We start from the raw sequence: 17701 nt of genomic DNA on the forward strand, positions 1-17701 counted from the left end.
CATGTAAGTAGGTTACATAATTGTAAACATAGAGATATTGCGAGGTTACAAACATCATGACGGACGCGGTGTCCGATTCTTGATAAAGTGCCGTGTTAACTTTACCTGTGGCAGGAGTCAGCGTGACGACCATCTTGATTGTTGAAGATGAAAAAGAGATTCGCCGTTTCGTGCGCCTGGCGCTGGAAAGCGAAGGCCTGAAGATTGTGGAAGCGGAGCAATTACAACGCGGACTGATTGAAGCGGCCACGCGAAAGCCGGATTTGGTTATCCTCGATCTCGGACTGCCGGACGGTGACGGCAACGACTTTATCCGCGAAGTACGCCAGTGGAGCAGTATGCCAGTGATCGTCCTGTCTGCACGCAGTGATGAGCAGGACAAAATCGATGCGCTGGATGCCGGTGCCGATGACTATCTGACTAAGCCGTTTGGTATTGGTGAGCTATTGGCCCGCGTGCGCGTGGCATTACGTCGGCATCAAAGCAGCCAGCCAGAGCCGGTGGTGAAATTTGGTGAAGTGAGTGTCGATCTGGCCGCACGCCGCGTGTTACGTAACGATCAGGAAATTCACCTGACACCTACCGAGTTTCGCCTGCTGAGTTTATTGCTGAACAACGCCGGGAAGGTGCTGACGCAACGTCAGTTGTTGAATCAGGTATGGGGGCCGAATGCGGTGGAGCACAGCCATTATCTGCGCATTTATATGGGGCACTTGCGGCAAAAGCTGGAAAGCAATCCGACCCAACCCAGCCATTTGCTGACCGAAACCGGTATTGGCTACCGCTTTATGCCATAAAAAAACGACCCACGTTGTCACGTGGGTCGTTTCAGGTATCGCGTGAAAAGGCGCACATTAATCAGCGCGCCTCAACGGTTCAGTTACGCGTTTTTCAGCACTTCGCTAACAATCTCTACCGCTTCTTTCTCGATCTGCTGGCGATGCTCAGCGCCAAGGAAGCTTTCACAGTAGATTTTGTAAGCGTCTTCAGTGCCTGATGGACGCGCAGCAAACCAGCCGTTTTCGGTCATCACTTTCAGACCACCGATTGACGCGCCGTTGCCCGGTGCTGCGGTCAGACGTGCAGTAATCGGATCGCCCGCCAGCGTGTCAGCACTCACCATTTCCGGTGACAGCTTAGACAGTGCCGCTTTTTGCGCTGAGGTCGCCGGCGCCTGCAGACGGTTATAGCTTGGCGCACCAAAGCGTTCTGCCAGTTCGTCATAGTGCTGTTGCGGGTTTTTGCCGGTCACCGCAGTGATTTCGGCTGCCAGCAGGCACAGGATGATACCGTCTTTATCGGTTGACCAGGCGGAACCGTCGAAGCGCAGGAAGGAAGCACCCGCGCTCTCTTCTCCGCCGAAACCGAAGCTGCCATCAAACAGGCCATCAACAAACCATTTGAAACCAACCGGCACTTCAACCAACTTGCGACCAATATCATTGACCACACGGTCAATCATTGCGCTGGAGACCAGGGTTTTACCCACTGCAACATCTTTGCCCCACTGCGGGCGATGCTGGAACAGGTAATTAATCGCCACGGCCAAATAGTGGTTCGGGTTCATCAGGCCTGCAGGTGTGACGATGCCGTGACGGTCGTAATCCGGGTCGTTACCGAACGCCAGATCGAACTTATCTTTATACGCCAGCAGACCCGCCATTGCGCACTCAGACGAGCAATCCATACGCACCACGCCATCTTTATCCAGATGCATGAAACGGAAGGTCTGATCGACAGCATCATTAACGATGGTCAGATCCAGCTTATAGTGCTCAGCAATACGCTGCCAGTAAGCGATACCGGAGCCACCTAATGGATCAACGCCGATTTTCAGGCCCGCTTTCTGGATTGCCGGGAAGTCAATGACCTCAGCCAGACCTTCTACATACGGCTGAATCAGATCCTGCTCAACGATATGGCCGCTTGCCCAGGCCTGATCCAGCGGCAGACGTTTCACGTCTTTCAGTTCGCCTTTGATCAGCTGGTTAGCGCGATCTTCCACCACCTTGGTAACGTTGGTATCAGCCGGACCGCCGTTTGGCGGGTTGTACTTGATGCCACCATCTTCTGGCGGGTTGTGTGAAGGCGTGATGACGATACCGTCCGCCTGCGCGCCACCGCGCTTGTTGTGTTCCAGAATGGCGTTGGAGATCGCCGGCGTTGGCGTGTAGCCATTGTCCTGCTGCACGATCACATCCACACCGTTCGCCGCCAGCACTTCCAGCACTGACAGAATGGCCGGCTCAGACAATGCGTGAGTATCTTTACCCACATAGCACGGGCCGGTGATGCCATTCTTTTTGCGTTCTTCCGCGATCGCCTGCGCAATCGCCAGAATGTGCACTTCATTGAAGCTTTGGCGTCCCGCGCTGCCGCGGTGGCCAGAAGTGCCAAATTTCACCGCATGGTCCGGGTTCGCCGCATCTGGCTTCAGGACGTAATACTGCGAGGTTAATTGTGCAACGTTAATCAAATCGCTCTGCTGGGCAGGCTGCCCGGCACGGGGGTGATTGGCCATTGGCGCTTCTCCCTGACGCTTCAGTTTAAATGGTGCCGCGAACTTTCTCTGTCAGTTCCTGAGGGAACTGCATCGCCAACATGATGTGTTCCACCATGCTGCATTTGCGGCCTGTATTGGTATTAGTGATCACCCAGTACGGTGTGCCAGGAACGTGCTTCGGCTTAGTATGGGTGCCATTTTGCAGCAGCGTGTGCTCGTCACCCGCAAAATAGACGCGAGTGCGGCCCTGCAGCGAGGCAGTAGCATCAGCAAAGGCTGCTGGATCAAGACGATAAAGCGTTGACAGTACCAGCATAAAGCGATTAACCGCCTTATTCTGCTCGGCATACTCATCAGAGAGCAGCAGTTCACGCACAGCGCGTACGCGATCCTGAGGACGCGCTTCGCTGCGCACTGGCTGCGCTTCCTTCACCGAAGCCGAAGCAGCAGCGACAGGTGCAGTCGGTGCAGTCTGGCCCGCGGTGAATTTCAGCATGCGGCGCAAAATATCGGAGGCGCTTTCACCAATGTGCTGCGTGTGGCTGGCAATATAACGGTAGAGTTCTTCGTCAACTTCAATCGTTTTCATCTTATTCCGTACAATTCTGGCAAATGACAGAACCACGCATTATTGCAACGGCCTTAGCAAAATCGAGCTGTGCAAAACGTGAGCGGGCTCTAACATAAGGATTATAAAGTTAAATCCGTGGCAGCCGATAGCGCTGGCGTTGTTTCAGGGCAAAAGTCGGAATATGCCCTAATGCCTGGCCGGCTGGCTCCTGGACAGGTGAATCCATGATACCCTAAGCCAAGGTCACAACCGTAAGAACTTTAGCCATGATTTTGAACGCCCGTCTGCAAACTGAACAATCTACCCCTGAAGCCCCTCCAATTCTGTTAATTCATGGCCTTTTTGGTAGCCTGGATAACCTTGGCGTGCTGGCGCGCGGTGTCCGGGATGCACGCCCCACGTTGCAAGTGGACGTGCGCAACCATGGTTTGTCTGAACGCAGTGAGGTGATGGATTATCACGCCATGGCGCAAGACATCGTGGAGACGCTGGATGCACATAAGATTGAACGTGCTGGCGTAATAGGCCATTCAATGGGCGGTAAAATTGCCATGGCGCTCAGTGCCGTGGCCCCCGAACGTATTGAGAAAATGGTGTTGATCGACATTGCGCCGGTGGATTATCAAACCCGCCGCCACGATGAAATCTTCGCCGGTATCCGCGCCGTGACAGCGGCGGGCGTGTCCCGTCGCAGTGAAGCGGCCGAGGTAATGCGCCAACATGTCGCTGAAGAGGGAGTGATTCAGTTTATCCTCAAGTCCTTTGTGGAGGGCGAATGGCGCTTTAACGTGCCGGTGCTGTGGGACAACTACACCACGATTTCTGGCTGGGAGGAGGTTCCGGCCTGGCCTCATCCCGCATTGTTTATTCGCGGTGGCGATTCCCCTTATCTGGACAATCAGCATCGTGATGCACTGCTGCGTCAGTTCCCTCACGCCCATGCGCACGTGATCAGCGGCGCCGGTCATTGGGTACATGCTGAAAAACCTGATGCGGTTTTGCGCGCAGTTCGTCGCTTTTTTAACCTGTAAAAGCAAAAGCTTGCCGTATGCGGTTTAGGGTTGGCGTCGCGGATGGTGCTGGAGTATGATGTCGCGCTAAAAATTTGCCGCGGATGATTTTTTCGCCGTGGTCGGGCCGATAATGTATAAATCGCGCAGCGCCTTTCCGCCGTTCGCGCCCACTCAGTTTCACAAATCATGGCAAAAGAACAGACAGACCGTACCACGCTTGATCTTTTTGCAGACGAGCGGCGTCCCGGTCGCCCCAAAACCAGCCTGCTGACACGCGACGAACAGTTGCGTATCAACAAACGTAACCAGCTCAAGCGCGATAAAGTGCGAGGGCTGCGTCGTGTTGAGCTGAAAATGTCCAGCGAAGCGGTTGACGCCCTGAACACGCTGGCCGAGCAACAAAACATCAGCCGCAGCGAATTGATTGAACAAATGCTGCTGGCGCAACTCAAACTGTCTTAGCGCGCTGACCGCACGCAGGTACACAAAGTTCAGGCTTTACTCGTTCCGCCCTTTTCAACGGTCTGCTATCATTCGCTAACATGTGCAGTCAATTGACTTACTTTCACAATCAGGCTTTAAGAGGTTACTAAACCCATGGCAATCGTAGGCATTTTCTTCGGCAGCGATACCGGCAACACTGAAAACATTGCAAAAATGATCCAGAAACAACTGGGTAAAGATGTCGCCGAAGTGCATGACATTGCTAAGAGCACCAAAGAAGATCTCGCAGCGTTCGACATCCTGCTGCTGGGCATTCCTACCTGGTATTACGGCGAAGCACAGTGTGACTGGGATGACTTCTTCCCTACGCTGGAAGAGATCGACTTTAATGGCAAACTGGTGGCGCTGTTTGGCTGTGGCGACCAGGAAGATTATGCAGAGTATTTCTGTGATGCGATGGGCACGATTCGCGACATCATTGAGCCCAACGGCGCGGTGATCGTGGGCCACTGGCCGACCGAGGGTTATCATTTTGAAGCCTCAAAAGGTCTGGCCGATGACAAACACTTTCTCGGCCTGGCGATTGACGAAGATCGTCAACCTGAGTTGACCAACGAACGCGTTGACGCCTGGGTGAAACAGATTTTTGATGAGCTGCAGTTGAAAGAGATCATCGAAGCCTGATGCATCGCCTCCCCAATGTGAGCGCTGGCTCACGTTGGGGCAAAGGAAATTCCTATAAAAATAATAGCTACGGTTTTTTAACTTTTCCCCGCAAATCTGTAGAATACCCGCAATGGTCATCCGCTTATTCCTCTGATTGTTGACTGAGGCTGAGTGAAATGGAAACCCAAACCACACCGTTCCGCGCTGGCGTAGGCGATATTTATCCTTACGACTTTTGTTGATTTGCGCGATACCCTGGTTTTCATTTCACTGCTTGAGTTCTATAATGAGACGCAAATGAGAATACGCGTGACCTAAACATTCAAGGCCCCTGCGCCGTAAGTGACATGCAAAGTAACAGGACAATATCCGAATGACTGACAACAACTCCGCATTGAAGAAGGCTGGCCTGAAAGTCACTCTCCCAAGATTGAAAATTTTGGAAGTGCTTCAGGGACCGGGCCCCGAGTCCCATCACGTCAGTGCGGAAGATTTGTATAAGCGCCTGATCGATATGGGCGAAGAGATTGGCCTGGCAACGGTATATCGCGTTCTTAACCAGTTTGATGACGCGGGTATCGTCACCCGTCATAACTTCGAAGGCGGCAAATCCGTATTCGAACTGACTCAGCAGCATCACCATGACCACTTGATCTGCCTGGATTGTGGCAAAGTGATCGAATTCAGCGATGAATCAATCGAAACGCGTCAGCGTGAGATTGCCACTCGCCATGGCATTAAACTCAGTAACCACAGTCTGTACTTGTACGGCCACTGTGCACTGGGAGACTGCCGCGAAGACGAGACGCTCCACGATAAGTAATTGAGTGTGCTATGCAATATAAAAAAACCGGTGCTGGTCACCGGTTTTTTTATGCCTGTTATCAAGCGATAAAGGTCTCGTGGAGGTAGCGCCAGCGAGGAATGGTGGTGCTGCAATCCAGCACAGCCAAAGAGATGCGCGTTTGATTGGTGCCGTTCAACATCTGCAGTTCACGATACTGAATCGTCACTTCCTGGCTCTGTTGAGAAATGATGGCATGCTCACTGGTGGCAATGCGCAGCCCTTCCCGCTGACCGTGAAGTTTGCGAAACAGCACTTCGGTCTCATTCAGATCCAGCTGCTTACCCAGCGGCGTCACCATTTTGAAATCCGGGTGAAAGTGTGACAAAAGCAGTTCCATGCTGTCATCACTGCCTTCTACCTGGTTAAAAACACGTTCAATAAGCTGATGTAAAACCACCACGCTATGCTTAGCTTCCAGGGCGAGACTTGTCATTTTTTTTCCTTTGATAACCCGCAGAGCTCTATTTAGAGCGCATAGCCTACCTGAAATACAATTTTTCACACTCGCAAATGGGTTAATTTTGCTAAAGTCAGAATTGTCGCAAAATAGACAACAAGCACAGCTTGCCGCCTTCAGCATAATGCATTGCCCGTGGCGAATTACAGGCAATAAAAAAGGGCGATTGCTCGCCCTTTCATGATCATATTGTGCTATCGACGAAAGATATTACTCGCCAATCTTCGCGAAAGTATCACGCAGTCCAACCGTGCGGTTAAACACCAATTTACCCGGCTGTGAGTAGACGCTATCGGCACAGAAATAGCCTTCACGTTCAAACTGATAAGCTGCGGTAGTGGCCGCTTCACGCAAACCTGACTCCACGAAGCCCTGTTTGATCTCCAGCGAGTTCGGGTTAATGGTGGTGAGGAAATCCTCAGCCGCCGCTGGGTTTGGCACGCTGAACAGACGGTCGTAAAGACGGAACTCAGCTGGCAGTCCATGAATGGCGGAAACCCAGTGGATCACACCTTTTACTTTGCGACCATCCGCCGGATCCTTGCTCAGGGTATCGACATCACAAGTGGCATAGATGCAGGTAATGTTACCCTCTTCGTCTTTCGCCACACGCTCAGCACGAATCACATAAGCATTGCGCAGACGCACTTCTTTGCCCAGAACCAAACGTTTGTACTGTTTGTTGGCTTCTTCACGGAAGTCAGCGCGATCGATCCACACTTCACGGCTGAACGACACTTCACGCGTGCCCATCTCCGGCTTGTTTGGATGATTAGGCATGGTCAGCGTTTCTTCGTGGCCGGCGGGCAGGTTTTCGATCACCACTTTCAACGGGTCGAGTACCGCCATCGCGCGTGGTGCGTTCTCATTGAGATCGTCACGAATACAGGATTCCAGCGATGCCATCTCAACGATGTTGTCCTGTTTAGTCACGCCGATGCGGCGGCAGAATTCACGAATCGAGGCCGCGCTGTAACCACGACGGCGCAAACCTGAAACGGTCAGCATGCGGGGATCGTCCCAGCCTTCCACCACTTTCTCGGTGACCAACTGCGTCAGCTTACGCTTCGACATCACCGCGTACTCCAGATTCAGACGCGAGAATTCGTACTGACGCGGATGCTGCGGAATGGTGATGTTGTCCAGCACCCAATCGTAGAGGCGACGGTTGTCCTGGAACTCCAGCGTACACAATGAGTGGGTAATGCCTTCGATCGCATCCGAAATGCAGTGCGTGAAGTCGTACATCGGGTAGATGCACCACTTGCTGCCGGTCTGATGGTGATCGGCAAACTTAATGCGGTACAGTACCGGATCGCGCATCACAATGAAGCTGGATGCCATGTCGATTTTGGCACGCAGACACGCTTTACCTTCCTCGAAACCGCCATCACGCATCTTCTGGAACAGCGCGAGGTTCTCTTCCACGCTGCGGTCGCGGTACGGGCTGTTTTTACCCGGCGCAGTCAGAGTGCCGCGATATTCACGGATCTCTTCCGCCGACAACTCATCAACGTAAGCCAGACCTTTATTAATAAGCTCAACGGCGTAGTTAAACAGTTGGTCGAAATAGTCTGAGGAGTAACGAATGTTGCCGCTCCACTCAAAGCCCAGCCATTGCACGTCACGCTTGATGGATTCAACGAACTCCAGGTCTTCTTTCACCGGGTTAGTATCGTCAAAACGCAGGTTGCACTGTCCTTGATAATCTTGGGCGATACCAAAGTTCAGGCAGATAGATTTCGCATGGCCAATATGCAGATAACCATTGGGCTCAGGCGGGAAACGGGTATGCACACTGCTGTGCTTACCGCTCGCCAAGTCTTCGTCGATGATCTGACGAATAAAGTTCGTTGGGCGGGCTTCAGCCTCACTCATCTCAAAATCCTCAAAACAATAGCGGGTGATTTGTACCACGAAGTAACGGAGTATGATCCACAAAGCGCAGGAGGGAAACAACCGTTTGTTGGTCGTTTTAAAACAAAAAAGGCAGGAATTGCTTCCTGCCTTCTGGCTAAATCACAAGGACTTAGTTTTTCACTTCATACAGCGGTGTCACACCTGCAACCACTGAACCGCTTGCCAGCAGATTCAGTCCGGCGAAATCATCGCTGTTGCTGACCACCACCGGGCTAATCATTGAGCGCGCGTTGGCGTTGAGGAAGTCCAGATCCATCTCCAGAATCGGCTGACCGGCAGTGACGGTTGCCCCCTCTTCCACCAGACGTGTGAAGCCTTTTCCTTCCAGCGCCACGGTGTCCAGGCCCATGTGTACCACGATCTCAACGCCATTCGCGGCTTCCAGACAGAACGCATGGTTGGTGTTGAAGATTTTCACCACGGTACCGGCAATCGGTGCCACCACGGTTTTGTCCGTTGGCTTGATTGCCAGACCATCGCCCACCGCTTTGCTGGCGAACGCCTCATCCGGGACTGCGTCCAGCGCGACAATCTCACCGGTCACCGGTGCCACCAGCGTAGCAATCACCGCTTTTTCAGTGTTCAGCACGGCCTGGGGTTTAGTCGCGACCGGCGCAGCGGCGGCAGGAGCGGAAGCCGCAGCAACCGGGCCTTTGCTCAATACCGTTTTCATTGCGGAGGCGATGCTTTCAGCCTGAGTGCCGACAATCACCTGCACGCTCTGTTTGTTCAAACGAATCACACCGGACGCACCCAAACGTTTCGCCACGCCTTCATTCACCTGGGCTGAGTCTTTGACGTTCAGACGCAGACGGGTAATGCAGGCATCGATGTTGGTCAGGTTGTCTGAACCGCCGATGGCAGCAATGTAGCGGCGTGCCAGTGATTCAGTCTGGCTTTCACCATTACCGCTATGGTCGACGTTAACGTCATAACCATCAGTTTCATCACCCGCAGACAATTCGCGGCCCGGGGTCATCAGGTTGAATTTCTGAATAGTGAAACGGAACACCACATAGTAGATGGCGAAGAACACCAGACCTTGTGGGATCAGCATCCACCAATTCACCGCCAGCGGGTTACGCGTTGACAGCACCATATCCACCAAACCGGCACTGAAGCCGAAGCCTGCAATCCAGTGCATGCTCGCAGCAATAAATACCGAGATACCGGTCAATACGGCATGGATCACATACAACACCGGCGCCACGAACATGAAGGAGAATTCCAGCGGTTCAGTGATACCCGTGAAGAAGGCCGCGAAGGCCGCAGCCAGCATGATACCACCGACTTTCGCGCGGTTTTCTGGACGTGCGCAGTGGAAGATAGCCAATGCTGCACCCGGTAAGCCAAACATCATGATCGGGAAGAAGCCCGCCTGATAGCGACCGGTGATGCCCGGGATACCCGTACCATTCGCGATAGATTGTGCACCGCCAAGGAACTTAGGAATATCGTTAATGCCTGCCACATCAAACCAGAATACGGAGTTCAGTGCGTGATGCAGACCGACCGGAATCAGCAAACGGTTAAAGAAGGCGTACACCCCTGCGCCCACCGAGCCCATTTTCTGAATGTGCTCACCGAAGTTCACCAGGCCGCCGAAGATGATTGGCCAGATGTACATCAGGATAAACGCCACAACGATCATCAGGAATGAGACAAGGATCGGCACCAAACGGCGCCCGCTGAAGAACGACAGCGCTTTGGGCAGCTCAACATGGCTGAAGCGGTTATACACTTCAGCAGAGAGAATACCGACCAGAATACCCACGAACTGGTTGTTGATCTTGCCGAAGGCAGCAGGCACCTGATCGACCGGAATCTTCTGAATCATCGCCACCGCAGCAGGTGAGCAGAGTGTCGTCACCACCAGGAAGCCCACGAAGCCGGTTAACGCGGCCGCACCATCTTTATCTTTGGACATACCGTAAGCCACACCGATGGCAAACAGCACTGACATATTTTCGATAATGGCAGAACCGGACTTGATCAGCAGAGCGGCCAGCGCATTGCCTGCACCCCAGCTGTCTGGATCAATCCAATACCCTACCCCCATCAAGATTGCCGCTGCCGGCAGTGTCGCTACCGGCACCATAAGCGCGCGGCCGACCTTTTGCAGATATCCTAAAATACTCACCTTTTTCTCCCCCTATGAGACTGGCGTTTGCCGTAGCGTGGGTTGATTTTATTATCCCTACGCCCGGTACCTTGATGACATCTTTCACCACGAGGCGCAGTGTAAAGATAAATTAATTCGCCTCGCAAATTAAAACCACAGTAACTGTGACTTTAATCACCATAATGGACGTTTATCACTGCGAAATGCTAGCCACCACCACAAACTTATTTTATGATGAAAAATATCAAGTCGCACTTTTCCCTGCTGGTTGCGCTTAAACAGATTACGCTTAATGGCAGCAACCTAAACCAGCATCGGCGACAACATTTTCCTAATCTTAATTGAGGTGAAGACATGAGACTGATCCCTTTGGCCACACCGACCCAGGTGGGTAAATGGGCTGCACGCCACATTGTTAACCGCATTAATGCGTTTAAGCCTAGCGCAGAACGTCCCTTCGTGCTGGGCTTGCCAACCGGTGGTACGCCACTGGAAGCTTACAAGCACCTGATTGATATGCACAAAGCGGGCCAGGTTAGTTTCAAGCACGTGGTGACGTTCAATATGGACGAATACGTGGGCCTGCCAAAAGAGCATCCGGAAAGCTACCACAGTTTCATGTACCGCAACTTTTTCGATCACGTTGATATCCAACCAGAAAATATCAATCTTCTGAATGGCAATGCGCCAGATATTGACGCAGAATGTCGCCAGTACGAAGAGAAGATTCGCTCTTACGGTAAAATTAATCTGTTCATGGGCGGCGTGGGCAACGACGGACACATTGCCTTTAATGAGCCGGCTTCTTCACTCTCTTCCCGCACCCGCATTAAAACCCTGACGCACGATACCCGCATCGCCAACTCGCGTTTCTTTAACGGCGATGTCGATCAGGTGCCAAAATACGCTCTGACCGTGGGTGTGGGTACGCTGCTGGATGCCGAAGAAGTGATGATTCTGGTGACGGGCCATCTGAAAGCGCAGGCGTTGCAGGCCGCTGTAGAAGGTAACGTTAATCATATGTGGACCATCAGCTGCCTGCAGCTGCATGCGAAATCTGTGGTGGTGTGTGACGAACCGGCCACCATGGAACTGAAAGTGAAAACCGTGAAATATTTCCGCGAAATGGAAGCGGAAAATATGAAAGGTGTGTGAGAACACGTTGTGAAAAACCTGCTGCCTTAAGGTGGCAGGCTTAGCCGGGAGAGAAAAACGATGTACGCATTAGTGAACGGCCGGATTTTTACCGGTCATGAAATTCTGGACAATCATGCAGTGGTGATTGCAGATGGCCTGATTGAGCGCGTGTGCCCACGAGATGCGCTTGATGCAACGATGACACAGCAGGATGTGGCTGGTGCGTTTATCGCTCCCGGATTTATTGATTTGCAGTTAAACGGCTGCGGCGGCGTGCAGTTTAACGATGATATCGATGCGCTGAGCGTGGAAACGCTGGAAATCATGCAGCGCGCCAACGAAAAATCAGGCTGCACCAGTTATCTGCCAACGCTGATCACCAGCACTAATGCGCTGATGAAGCGTGCCATCGAAACCATGCGCGCCTATCTGGCAAAACATCCGAATCAGGCGTTAGGCCTGCATCTGGAAGGCCCATGGTTGAACAAAGCCAAAAAAGGCACCCACAATCCAGATTTGATTCGTCTGCCCGATGCGGAGATGGTCGATTTCCTTTGCGCTAACGCGGATGTTATTACCAAAGTGACGCTGGCGCCAGAAAACGCCGGTGCCGAAGTGATTGGCAAGCTGCGCAATGCCGGCATTATTGTTTCTGCAGGCCATTCAAACGCCACTTATGAAGAAGCCAAAGCGGGCTTTAGTGCGGGTGTCTCTTTTGCCACTCACCTTTATAATGCCATGCCGACCTTCGCCGGTCGTGAGCCTGGACTGATCGGTGCGCTGTTTGATTCACCTGATGTATACTGCGGCATTATTGCGGATGGTTTACATGTCCACTACGCTAACGTGCGCAATGCAAAGCGTATCAAAGGTGACAAGCTGGTGCTGGTAACGGATGCAACCGCACCTGCCGGCGCGTCGATTGATAAATTCATTTTTGCAGGCAAAACAATATACTATCGCGACGGCCTTTGCGTTGACGAAAACGGTACCTTAAGCGGTTCTGCGCTCACCATGATTGAAGCGGTGCAAAACAGCGTAGAACATTGTGGTATCGCGCTGGATGAAGCATTGCGTATGGCAACGCTCTACCCGGCCCAGGCAATGGGTGTGGAAAAACAGCTGGGTTCAGTGACAGCAGGAAAAGTCGCTAATCTCACTGTCTTTACCCGCGATTATCAAATCACTAAGACGTTAGTCAATGGAGACGACGTCCTCAGCGAGTAAGTACTGAATGACCACTGGCGGCCAGACTCAAATAGGAAATGTCGATCTTGTCAAACAACTCAATAGCGCAGCCGTTTATCGGCTAATTGATCAACAAGGGCCGATATCGCGTATACAGATCGCCGATCTCAGCCAGCTTGCGCCCGCCAGCGTCACGAAAATTACCCGCCAGCTTATTGAGCGCGGCCTGATCAAAGAGGTAGAGCAACAAGCCTCTACCGGTGGTCGCCGCGCCATTTCCATCATTACCGAAACTCGCCATTTTCATACCATTGGCGTTCGCTTAGGACGCAATGATGCCACGCTGACGTTATTCGATCTGAGCGGCAAATCGCTGGCGCAGGAAGATTATCCCCTGCCTGAGCGCACCCAGGAAACGCTGGAGAATGCGCTGTTCAATGCCATCACGGCATTTATGGCGGCGCATCAACGCAAGATTCATGAATTAATCGCGATCGCGGTGATTCTGCCGGGCCTGGTAGACCCGATTAACGGCATTATTCGCTATATGCCGCACATTACTGTCAGCCACTGGCCGCTGGTATCCAGCTTGCAGAAACGCTTTAACGTCACCAGCTTTGTCGGTCACGATATCCGTAGCCTGGCGCTGGCGGAGCACTATTTCGGTGCAAGTCGCGACTGTGCAGACTCCATTCTGGTGCGTTTACACCGCGGTACCGGCGCGGGCATCATCGCTAACGGCCATATTTTCCTCGGCAGCAACGGCAACGTGGGGGAAATTGGCCATATCCAGGTTGACCCATTGGGCGAGCGCTGCCACTGCGGCAACTTTGGCTGTCTGGAAACTATTGCCGCCAACGGCGCGATTGAAAATCGCGTGCGCCATCTGCTCAACCAGGGCTATCCCAGCACGCTGACGCTGGATAACTGCCTGATGCCGCAAATTTGCCGTGCCGCTAACCAGGGCGATGCGCTGGCCTGCGAAGTGATTGAGTATGTAGGGCGTTATCTCGGGAAAGCGATTGCGATTGCCATTAACCTGTTCAACCCACAAAAGGTGGTATTGGCAGGGGAAATCACCGACGCAGACAAAGTGCTGTTCCCGGCGATTGAAGGCTGCATTAATACCCAGGCGCTGAATGCCTTCCGCAAAAACCTGCCGGTGGTGCGTTCCGAACTGGATCACCGTTCCGCTATTGGCGCCTTTGCCCTGGCGAAACGTGCGATGCTGAATGGTATTTTGCTGCAGCACCTGCTGGAAGAATAATTGAAGCCTGCCGTCTGGCGGGCCCGACCGGAAACTAATATGACCATCAAAAGCGTAATCTGTGACATCGACGGCGTGCTGATGCACGACAATACCGCCGTGAAAGGCGCGAATGAGTTTCTGCAGCGCATCCTTGAAAAAGAGATGCCGCTGGTGGTGCTGACCAACTATCCGTCGCAAACCGCTCAGGATCTAGCAAACCGTTTTGCCAATGCGGGTGTCGAGGTACCGGATTCGGTGTTCTATACTTCGGCGATGGCGACCGCCGATTTTCTACGTCGTCAGGAAGGCAAAAAAGCCTACGTGATTGGCGAAGGCGCGCTGATTCACGAACTGTATAAAGCCGGATTTACCATCACCGATGTGAATCCCGATTTTGTGATTGTTGGGGAGACGCGCTCCTTTAACTGGGAAATGATGCACAAAGCGGCTTTCTTTGTGGCCAATGGCGCACGCTTTATCGCCACCAACCCGGATACCCATGCACGCGGTTTTGTGCCAGCCTGCGGTGCACTCTGCGCCGGTATCGAAACCATCTCTGGTCGCAAACCGTTTTATGTCGGCAAACCGAGCCCGTATATCATGCGCGCTGCGCTTAATAAGATGCATGCCCACTCGGAAGAGACGGTGATTGTCGGCGATAACCTGCGCACCGATATTCTGGCCGGATTCCAGGCGGGACTGGAAACCATTCTGGTGCTCTCCGGGGTTTCGACGCTGAGTGACATTGATGCGATGCCTTTTCGCCCTGACTGGATTTACCCTTCAGTGGCCGATATCGACCTGTTCTAAACCTGCTCTTATCGCGTTTACTTATCGCCCTGCCCGCACGCCCTGTGAGCAGGGCGTTTGTTTTTGCCCCCCTTTATCATGATTCAGTGCAACGTTAATTGCGCAGGAAATCATCCAAAACGCCAATTCATTAGACACCATCTAATTTAATCGACATTAAATTAGATAAAATTCAATTTTTAAGCCATCACAACAATCTTTTTATCAAAAGATCGCAATTTCACTTGCGTTAACACCACCAGATAGCGCATTTTCTTATACATCACGCAGTCAAGGCTGCCAGACAAACGTAGAAATAACATCGCCGCAAGGTGAGATCAGGAGTCAGTTATGTGTTCGATTTTTGGTGTGCTGGATCTGAAAACCGATCCTGTTGAATTGCGCAAGAAAGCGCTGGAGTGTTCCCGTCTGATGCGTCACCGTGGCCCGGATTGGTCTGGTGTGTATGCCGATGACAAAGCCATTCTGGTGCATGAGCGCCTGTCGATTGTTGACGTTAACAACGGTGCACAGCCGCTGTACAACGCTGACCACACCCACGTACTGGCCGTGAACGGCGAGATCTACAACCATCAGGCTTTGCGTGCTGAACTGAGCGATCGTTATGCGTTCCAGACCGGTTCTGACTGCGAAGTGATCCTCGCGCTGTATCAGGAAAAAGGTCTCGATTTCCTCGATGATCTGCAAGGTATGTTCGCCTTTATTCTGTGGGACAGCGTGAAGCAGCAGTATCTGATTGGCCGTGACCACATCGGGATTATCCCGCTGTACATGGGCAACGATGAGCACGGCAACCTGTTTGTCGCCTCTGAAATGAAAGCACTGGTGCCGGTTTGCCGCACCATCAAAGAATTCCCGCCGGGAAGCTTCCTGTGCAGCAGCGATGGCGAAATCCGTCGTTACTGGCAGCGCGACTGGATGGATTTCGCTGCCGTTGCCGAGAACACCACTGACGCTGCGGGCCTGAAGCATGCACTGGAAGAGTCAGTGAAAAGCCACCTGATGTCTGACGTGCCTTATGGCGTGCTGCTGTCTGGCGGCCTCGATTCCTCTATCATTTCTGCCGTGACTAAGCGCTTTGCGGCAAAACGTGTGGAAGATGAAGATAAAAGTGATGCCTGGTGGCCACAGCTGCACTCTTTTGCGGTAGGTCTGGAAGGCTCACCTGATCTGAAAGCGGCCAAATCAGTGGCGGAACATCTGGGCACCGTGCACCACGAGATTCACTTCACCGTGCAGGAAGGTCTGGATGCGATTCGCGATGTGATTTACCACATCGAAACCTATGACGTCACCACCATTCGCGCCTCTACGCCGATGTATTTGATGTCGCGTAAAATCAAGGCAATGGGCATCAAAATGGTGCTGTCTGGTGAAGGTGCGGACGAAGTGTTTGGTGGTTACCTGTATTTCCACAAAGCACCTAACGCTCAGGAATTCCACGAAGAGAACGTGCGTAAACTGCTGGCGCTGCACATGTTTGACTGTGCGCGTGCCAACAAAGCGATGTCGGCATGGGGCGTTGAAGCGCGCGTACCGTTCCTCGATAAGAAATTCCTCGATGTGGCGATGCGCATCAACCCGGAAGACAAAATGTGCGGCAGCAACGGCAAAATGGAGAAACACATTCTGCGTGAATGCTTCTCTTCTTACCTGCCGGAAAGCGTGGCATGGCGTCAGAAAGAGCAGTTCTCTGATGGCGTAGGCTACAGCTGGATCGATAGCCTGAAAGAAGTGGCCGCGAAGCAGATCACCGATCAGCAGTTGTCTACCGCGCACTTCCGTTTCCCGTACAACACGCCGAACTCGAAAGAAGCGTATTTGTACCGCGAAATCTTTGAAGAGCTGTTCCCGATTGCCAGTGCAGCAGAGTGTGTTCCGGGCGGTCCATCTGTTGCCTGTTCATCTGCCAAAGCGATTGAGTGGGATGAAGCTTTCAAAAACATGGATGACCCATCTGGTCGTGCTGTCGGCGTGCATCAGTCCGCCTACAAATAAGCTTGTGAATGAGTAGGATAAGGGGTCTGTAAAGGCCCCTTTTTGTTTTCATCGTCGATGTGACGATAGAAAACTGCTGAATAAATCGCCACCCTGGTTACAAGCCAGTCAAACAGGCGTTTTAAGGCAAAAAACGGCAAAAAACTTGTTGACGCTACAAAGCTCAATACGCATAATGCGCCCCGCAACGCCGATGAAGGTTAGCGAAAAAAGATGGCTACGTAGCTCAGCTGGTTAGAGCACATCACTCATAATGATGGGGTCACAGGTTCAAATCCCGTCGTAGCCACCATCTTTTCGCGGGAGTGGCGAAATTGGTAGACGCACCAGATTTAGGTTCTGGCGCCGCAAGGTGTGCGAGTTCAAGTCTCGCCTCCCGCACCATTTCAGTCTTCGGCAGCCGGATGGGGTATCGCCAAGCGGTAAGGCACCGGTTTTTGATACCGGCATTCCCTGGTTCGAATCCAGGTACCCCAGCCAATCCGATATTTACTCGTGGATGCGAGTCGACAAATGGGATATCGCCAAGCGGTAAGGCACCGGTTTTTGATACCGGCATTCCCTGGTTCGAATCCAGGTATCCCAGCCATTATCGGATGCAGTAAGCAGTAAACTCAGGCTACGTAGCTCAGCTGGTTAGAGCACATCACTCATAATGATGGGGTCACAGGTTCAAATCCCGTCGTAGCCACCAAATTTTTGGGGTGTCGCCAAGCGGTAAGGCTCTGGTTTCTGATACCAGCATTCCGGGGTTCGAATCCCTGCACCCCAGCCAA

At 52.6% G+C, this 17701-nt stretch carries 15 protein-coding genes and 6 tRNA genes; 16 read left to right on the top strand and 5 right to left on the bottom strand.

Features of this window, described 5'->3' with window-relative positions; translation table 11 throughout:
- The first annotated feature begins 122 nt into the window (after window positions 1–122).
- On the top strand, window positions 123–797 hold the full coding sequence (gene kdpE / locus ACCW76_RS19810) for a two-component system response regulator KdpE (RefSeq protein WP_038648247.1): 675 nt from the start codon (window positions 123–125) through the stop codon (window positions 795–797).
- An 83-nt stretch (window positions 798–880) separates the two neighbouring features.
- Here the strand turns inward: kdpE and pgm are convergent, their stop codons facing one another.
- Both pgm and seqA read right to left on the bottom strand, forming a co-directional pair.
- Entirely contained in the window at window positions 881–2521 is a 1641-nt protein-coding gene (gene pgm, locus ACCW76_RS19815; protein WP_038648250.1) for a phosphoglucomutase (alpha-D-glucose-1,6-bisphosphate-dependent), read from the bottom strand.
- A gap of 25 nt (window positions 2522–2546) precedes the next feature.
- Window positions 2547–3092: a replication initiation negative regulator SeqA gene (gene seqA / locus ACCW76_RS19820; RefSeq protein WP_038648252.1), complete on the bottom strand. Its 546-nt coding sequence runs from the start codon at window positions 3090–3092 to the stop codon at window positions 2547–2549.
- A gap of 248 nt (window positions 3093–3340) precedes the next feature.
- Between seqA and ybfF the strand changes: the two genes are divergently transcribed.
- From ybfF to fur, 4 genes are all read left to right on the top strand, one after another.
- Window positions 3341–4105, top strand: a complete 765-nt coding sequence (gene ybfF / locus ACCW76_RS19825; RefSeq protein WP_045833513.1) for an esterase — start codon at window positions 3341–3343, stop codon at window positions 4103–4105.
- Window positions 4106–4273: 168 nt separating this feature from the next.
- Window positions 4274–4549 (top strand): LexA regulated protein, encoded by a 276-nt coding sequence (ybfE, locus tag ACCW76_RS19830; protein WP_034829114.1) that lies wholly within the window; start codon window positions 4274–4276, stop codon window positions 4547–4549.
- A 135-nt stretch (window positions 4550–4684) separates the two neighbouring features.
- A complete protein-coding gene (gene fldA, locus ACCW76_RS19835; RefSeq protein WP_034829111.1) occupies window positions 4685–5215 on the top strand; it encodes a flavodoxin FldA in 531 nt (176 codons plus the stop codon).
- A gap of 355 nt (window positions 5216–5570) precedes the next feature.
- Window positions 5571–6020: a ferric iron uptake transcriptional regulator gene (gene fur, locus ACCW76_RS19840; protein ID WP_058962149.1), complete on the top strand. Its 450-nt coding sequence runs from the start codon at window positions 5571–5573 to the stop codon at window positions 6018–6020.
- A 61-nt stretch (window positions 6021–6081) separates the two neighbouring features.
- Here the strand turns inward: fur and ACCW76_RS19845 are convergent, their stop codons facing one another.
- The 3 genes from ACCW76_RS19845 to nagE form a co-directional block, all read right to left on the bottom strand.
- Window positions 6082–6477: a hypothetical protein gene (locus tag ACCW76_RS19845; protein WP_034829107.1), complete on the bottom strand. Its 396-nt coding sequence runs from the start codon at window positions 6475–6477 to the stop codon at window positions 6082–6084.
- Window positions 6478–6711: 234 nt separating this feature from the next.
- Window positions 6712–8379, bottom strand: a complete 1668-nt coding sequence (glnS, locus tag ACCW76_RS19850; RefSeq protein WP_038648266.1) for a glutamine--tRNA ligase — start codon at window positions 8377–8379, stop codon at window positions 6712–6714.
- Window positions 8380–8530: 151 nt separating this feature from the next.
- Window positions 8531–10555: an N-acetylglucosamine-specific PTS transporter subunit IIBC gene (nagE, locus tag ACCW76_RS19855; protein WP_045816530.1), complete on the bottom strand. Its 2025-nt coding sequence runs from the start codon at window positions 10553–10555 to the stop codon at window positions 8531–8533.
- Between the two features lie 342 nt (window positions 10556–10897).
- Here nagE and nagB point away from each other — a divergent pair, with 342 nt between their 5' ends.
- The 11 genes from nagB (at window position 10898) to ACCW76_RS19910 (ending at window position 17700) form a co-directional block, all read left to right on the top strand.
- The gene (gene nagB / locus ACCW76_RS19860) at window positions 10898–11698 is read left to right on the top strand and encodes a glucosamine-6-phosphate deaminase (RefSeq protein WP_034829102.1); all 801 of its coding nucleotides are present in this window, start codon (window positions 10898–10900) and stop codon (window positions 11696–11698) included.
- Between the two features lie 60 nt (window positions 11699–11758).
- Window positions 11759–12907, top strand: coding sequence for an N-acetylglucosamine-6-phosphate deacetylase (nagA, locus tag ACCW76_RS19865; RefSeq protein WP_436339881.1), 1149 nt, complete (start codon window positions 11759–11761; stop codon window positions 12905–12907).
- Window positions 12908–12914: 7 nt separating this feature from the next.
- Window positions 12915–14135 (top strand): DNA-binding transcriptional regulator NagC, encoded by a 1221-nt coding sequence (gene nagC, locus ACCW76_RS19870; RefSeq protein ID WP_224930088.1) that lies wholly within the window; start codon window positions 12915–12917, stop codon window positions 14133–14135.
- Window positions 14136–14174: 39 nt separating this feature from the next.
- Window positions 14175–14927 carry an HAD-IIA family hydrolase gene (locus ACCW76_RS19875; protein WP_034829095.1) on the top strand — a complete coding sequence of 251 codons (753 nt, stop codon included), beginning with the start codon at window positions 14175–14177 and terminating at the stop codon, window positions 14925–14927.
- Window positions 14928–15257: 330 nt separating this feature from the next.
- The gene (asnB, locus tag ACCW76_RS19880) at window positions 15258–16925 is read left to right on the top strand and encodes an asparagine synthase B (RefSeq protein ID WP_436339884.1); all 1668 of its coding nucleotides are present in this window, start codon (window positions 15258–15260) and stop codon (window positions 16923–16925) included.
- A 215-nt stretch (window positions 16926–17140) separates the two neighbouring features.
- Window positions 17141–17217: transfer RNA gene (locus tag ACCW76_RS19885), tRNA-Met, on the top strand.
- Window positions 17218–17224: 7 nt separating this feature from the next.
- A tRNA-Leu gene (locus tag ACCW76_RS19890) sits at window positions 17225–17309 on the top strand.
- Between the two features lie 21 nt (window positions 17310–17330).
- Window positions 17331–17405, top strand: a tRNA-Gln gene (locus ACCW76_RS19895).
- Between the two features lie 34 nt (window positions 17406–17439).
- Window positions 17440–17514, top strand: a tRNA-Gln gene (locus ACCW76_RS19900).
- Between the two features lie 28 nt (window positions 17515–17542).
- Window positions 17543–17619: transfer RNA gene (locus ACCW76_RS19905), tRNA-Met, on the top strand.
- A gap of 6 nt (window positions 17620–17625) precedes the next feature.
- Window positions 17626–17700 (top strand) — tRNA-Gln (locus ACCW76_RS19910).
- Window position 17701: the final 1 nt, after the last annotated feature.

Source organism: Pantoea sp. C8B4 (genome assembly GCF_051336905.1).
Lineage (GTDB): Bacteria > Pseudomonadota > Gammaproteobacteria > Enterobacterales > Enterobacteriaceae > Pantoea > Pantoea rwandensis_B.

Coding starts and splice junctions, on each gene's coding strand:
- ACCW76_RS19845 (WP_034829107.1), bottom strand. CDS start 6,477: ATGACAAGTCTCGCCCTGGAAGCTAAGCATAGCGTGGTGGTTTTACAT.
- nagC (WP_224930088.1), top strand. CDS start 12,915: ATGACCACTGGCGGCCAGACTCAAATAGGAAATGTCGATCTTGTCAAA.
- ACCW76_RS19875 (WP_034829095.1), top strand. CDS start 14,175: ATGACCATCAAAAGCGTAATCTGTGACATCGACGGCGTGCTGATGCAC.
- ybfF (WP_045833513.1), top strand. CDS start 3,341: ATGATTTTGAACGCCCGTCTGCAAACTGAACAATCTACCCCTGAAGCC.
- fldA (WP_034829111.1), top strand. CDS start 4,685: ATGGCAATCGTAGGCATTTTCTTCGGCAGCGATACCGGCAACACTGAA.
- ybfE (WP_034829114.1), top strand. CDS start 4,274: ATGGCAAAAGAACAGACAGACCGTACCACGCTTGATCTTTTTGCAGAC.
- glnS (WP_038648266.1), bottom strand. CDS start 8,379: ATGAGTGAGGCTGAAGCCCGCCCAACGAACTTTATTCGTCAGATCATC.
- nagA (WP_436339881.1), top strand. CDS start 11,759: ATGTACGCATTAGTGAACGGCCGGATTTTTACCGGTCATGAAATTCTG.
- asnB (WP_436339884.1), top strand. CDS start 15,258: ATGTGTTCGATTTTTGGTGTGCTGGATCTGAAAACCGATCCTGTTGAA.
- fur (WP_058962149.1), top strand. CDS start 5,571: ATGACTGACAACAACTCCGCATTGAAGAAGGCTGGCCTGAAAGTCACT.
- seqA (WP_038648252.1), bottom strand. CDS start 3,092: ATGAAAACGATTGAAGTTGACGAAGAACTCTACCGTTATATTGCCAGC.
- pgm (WP_038648250.1), bottom strand. CDS start 2,521: ATGGCCAATCACCCCCGTGCCGGGCAGCCTGCCCAGCAGAGCGATTTG.
- nagB (WP_034829102.1), top strand. CDS start 10,898: ATGAGACTGATCCCTTTGGCCACACCGACCCAGGTGGGTAAATGGGCT.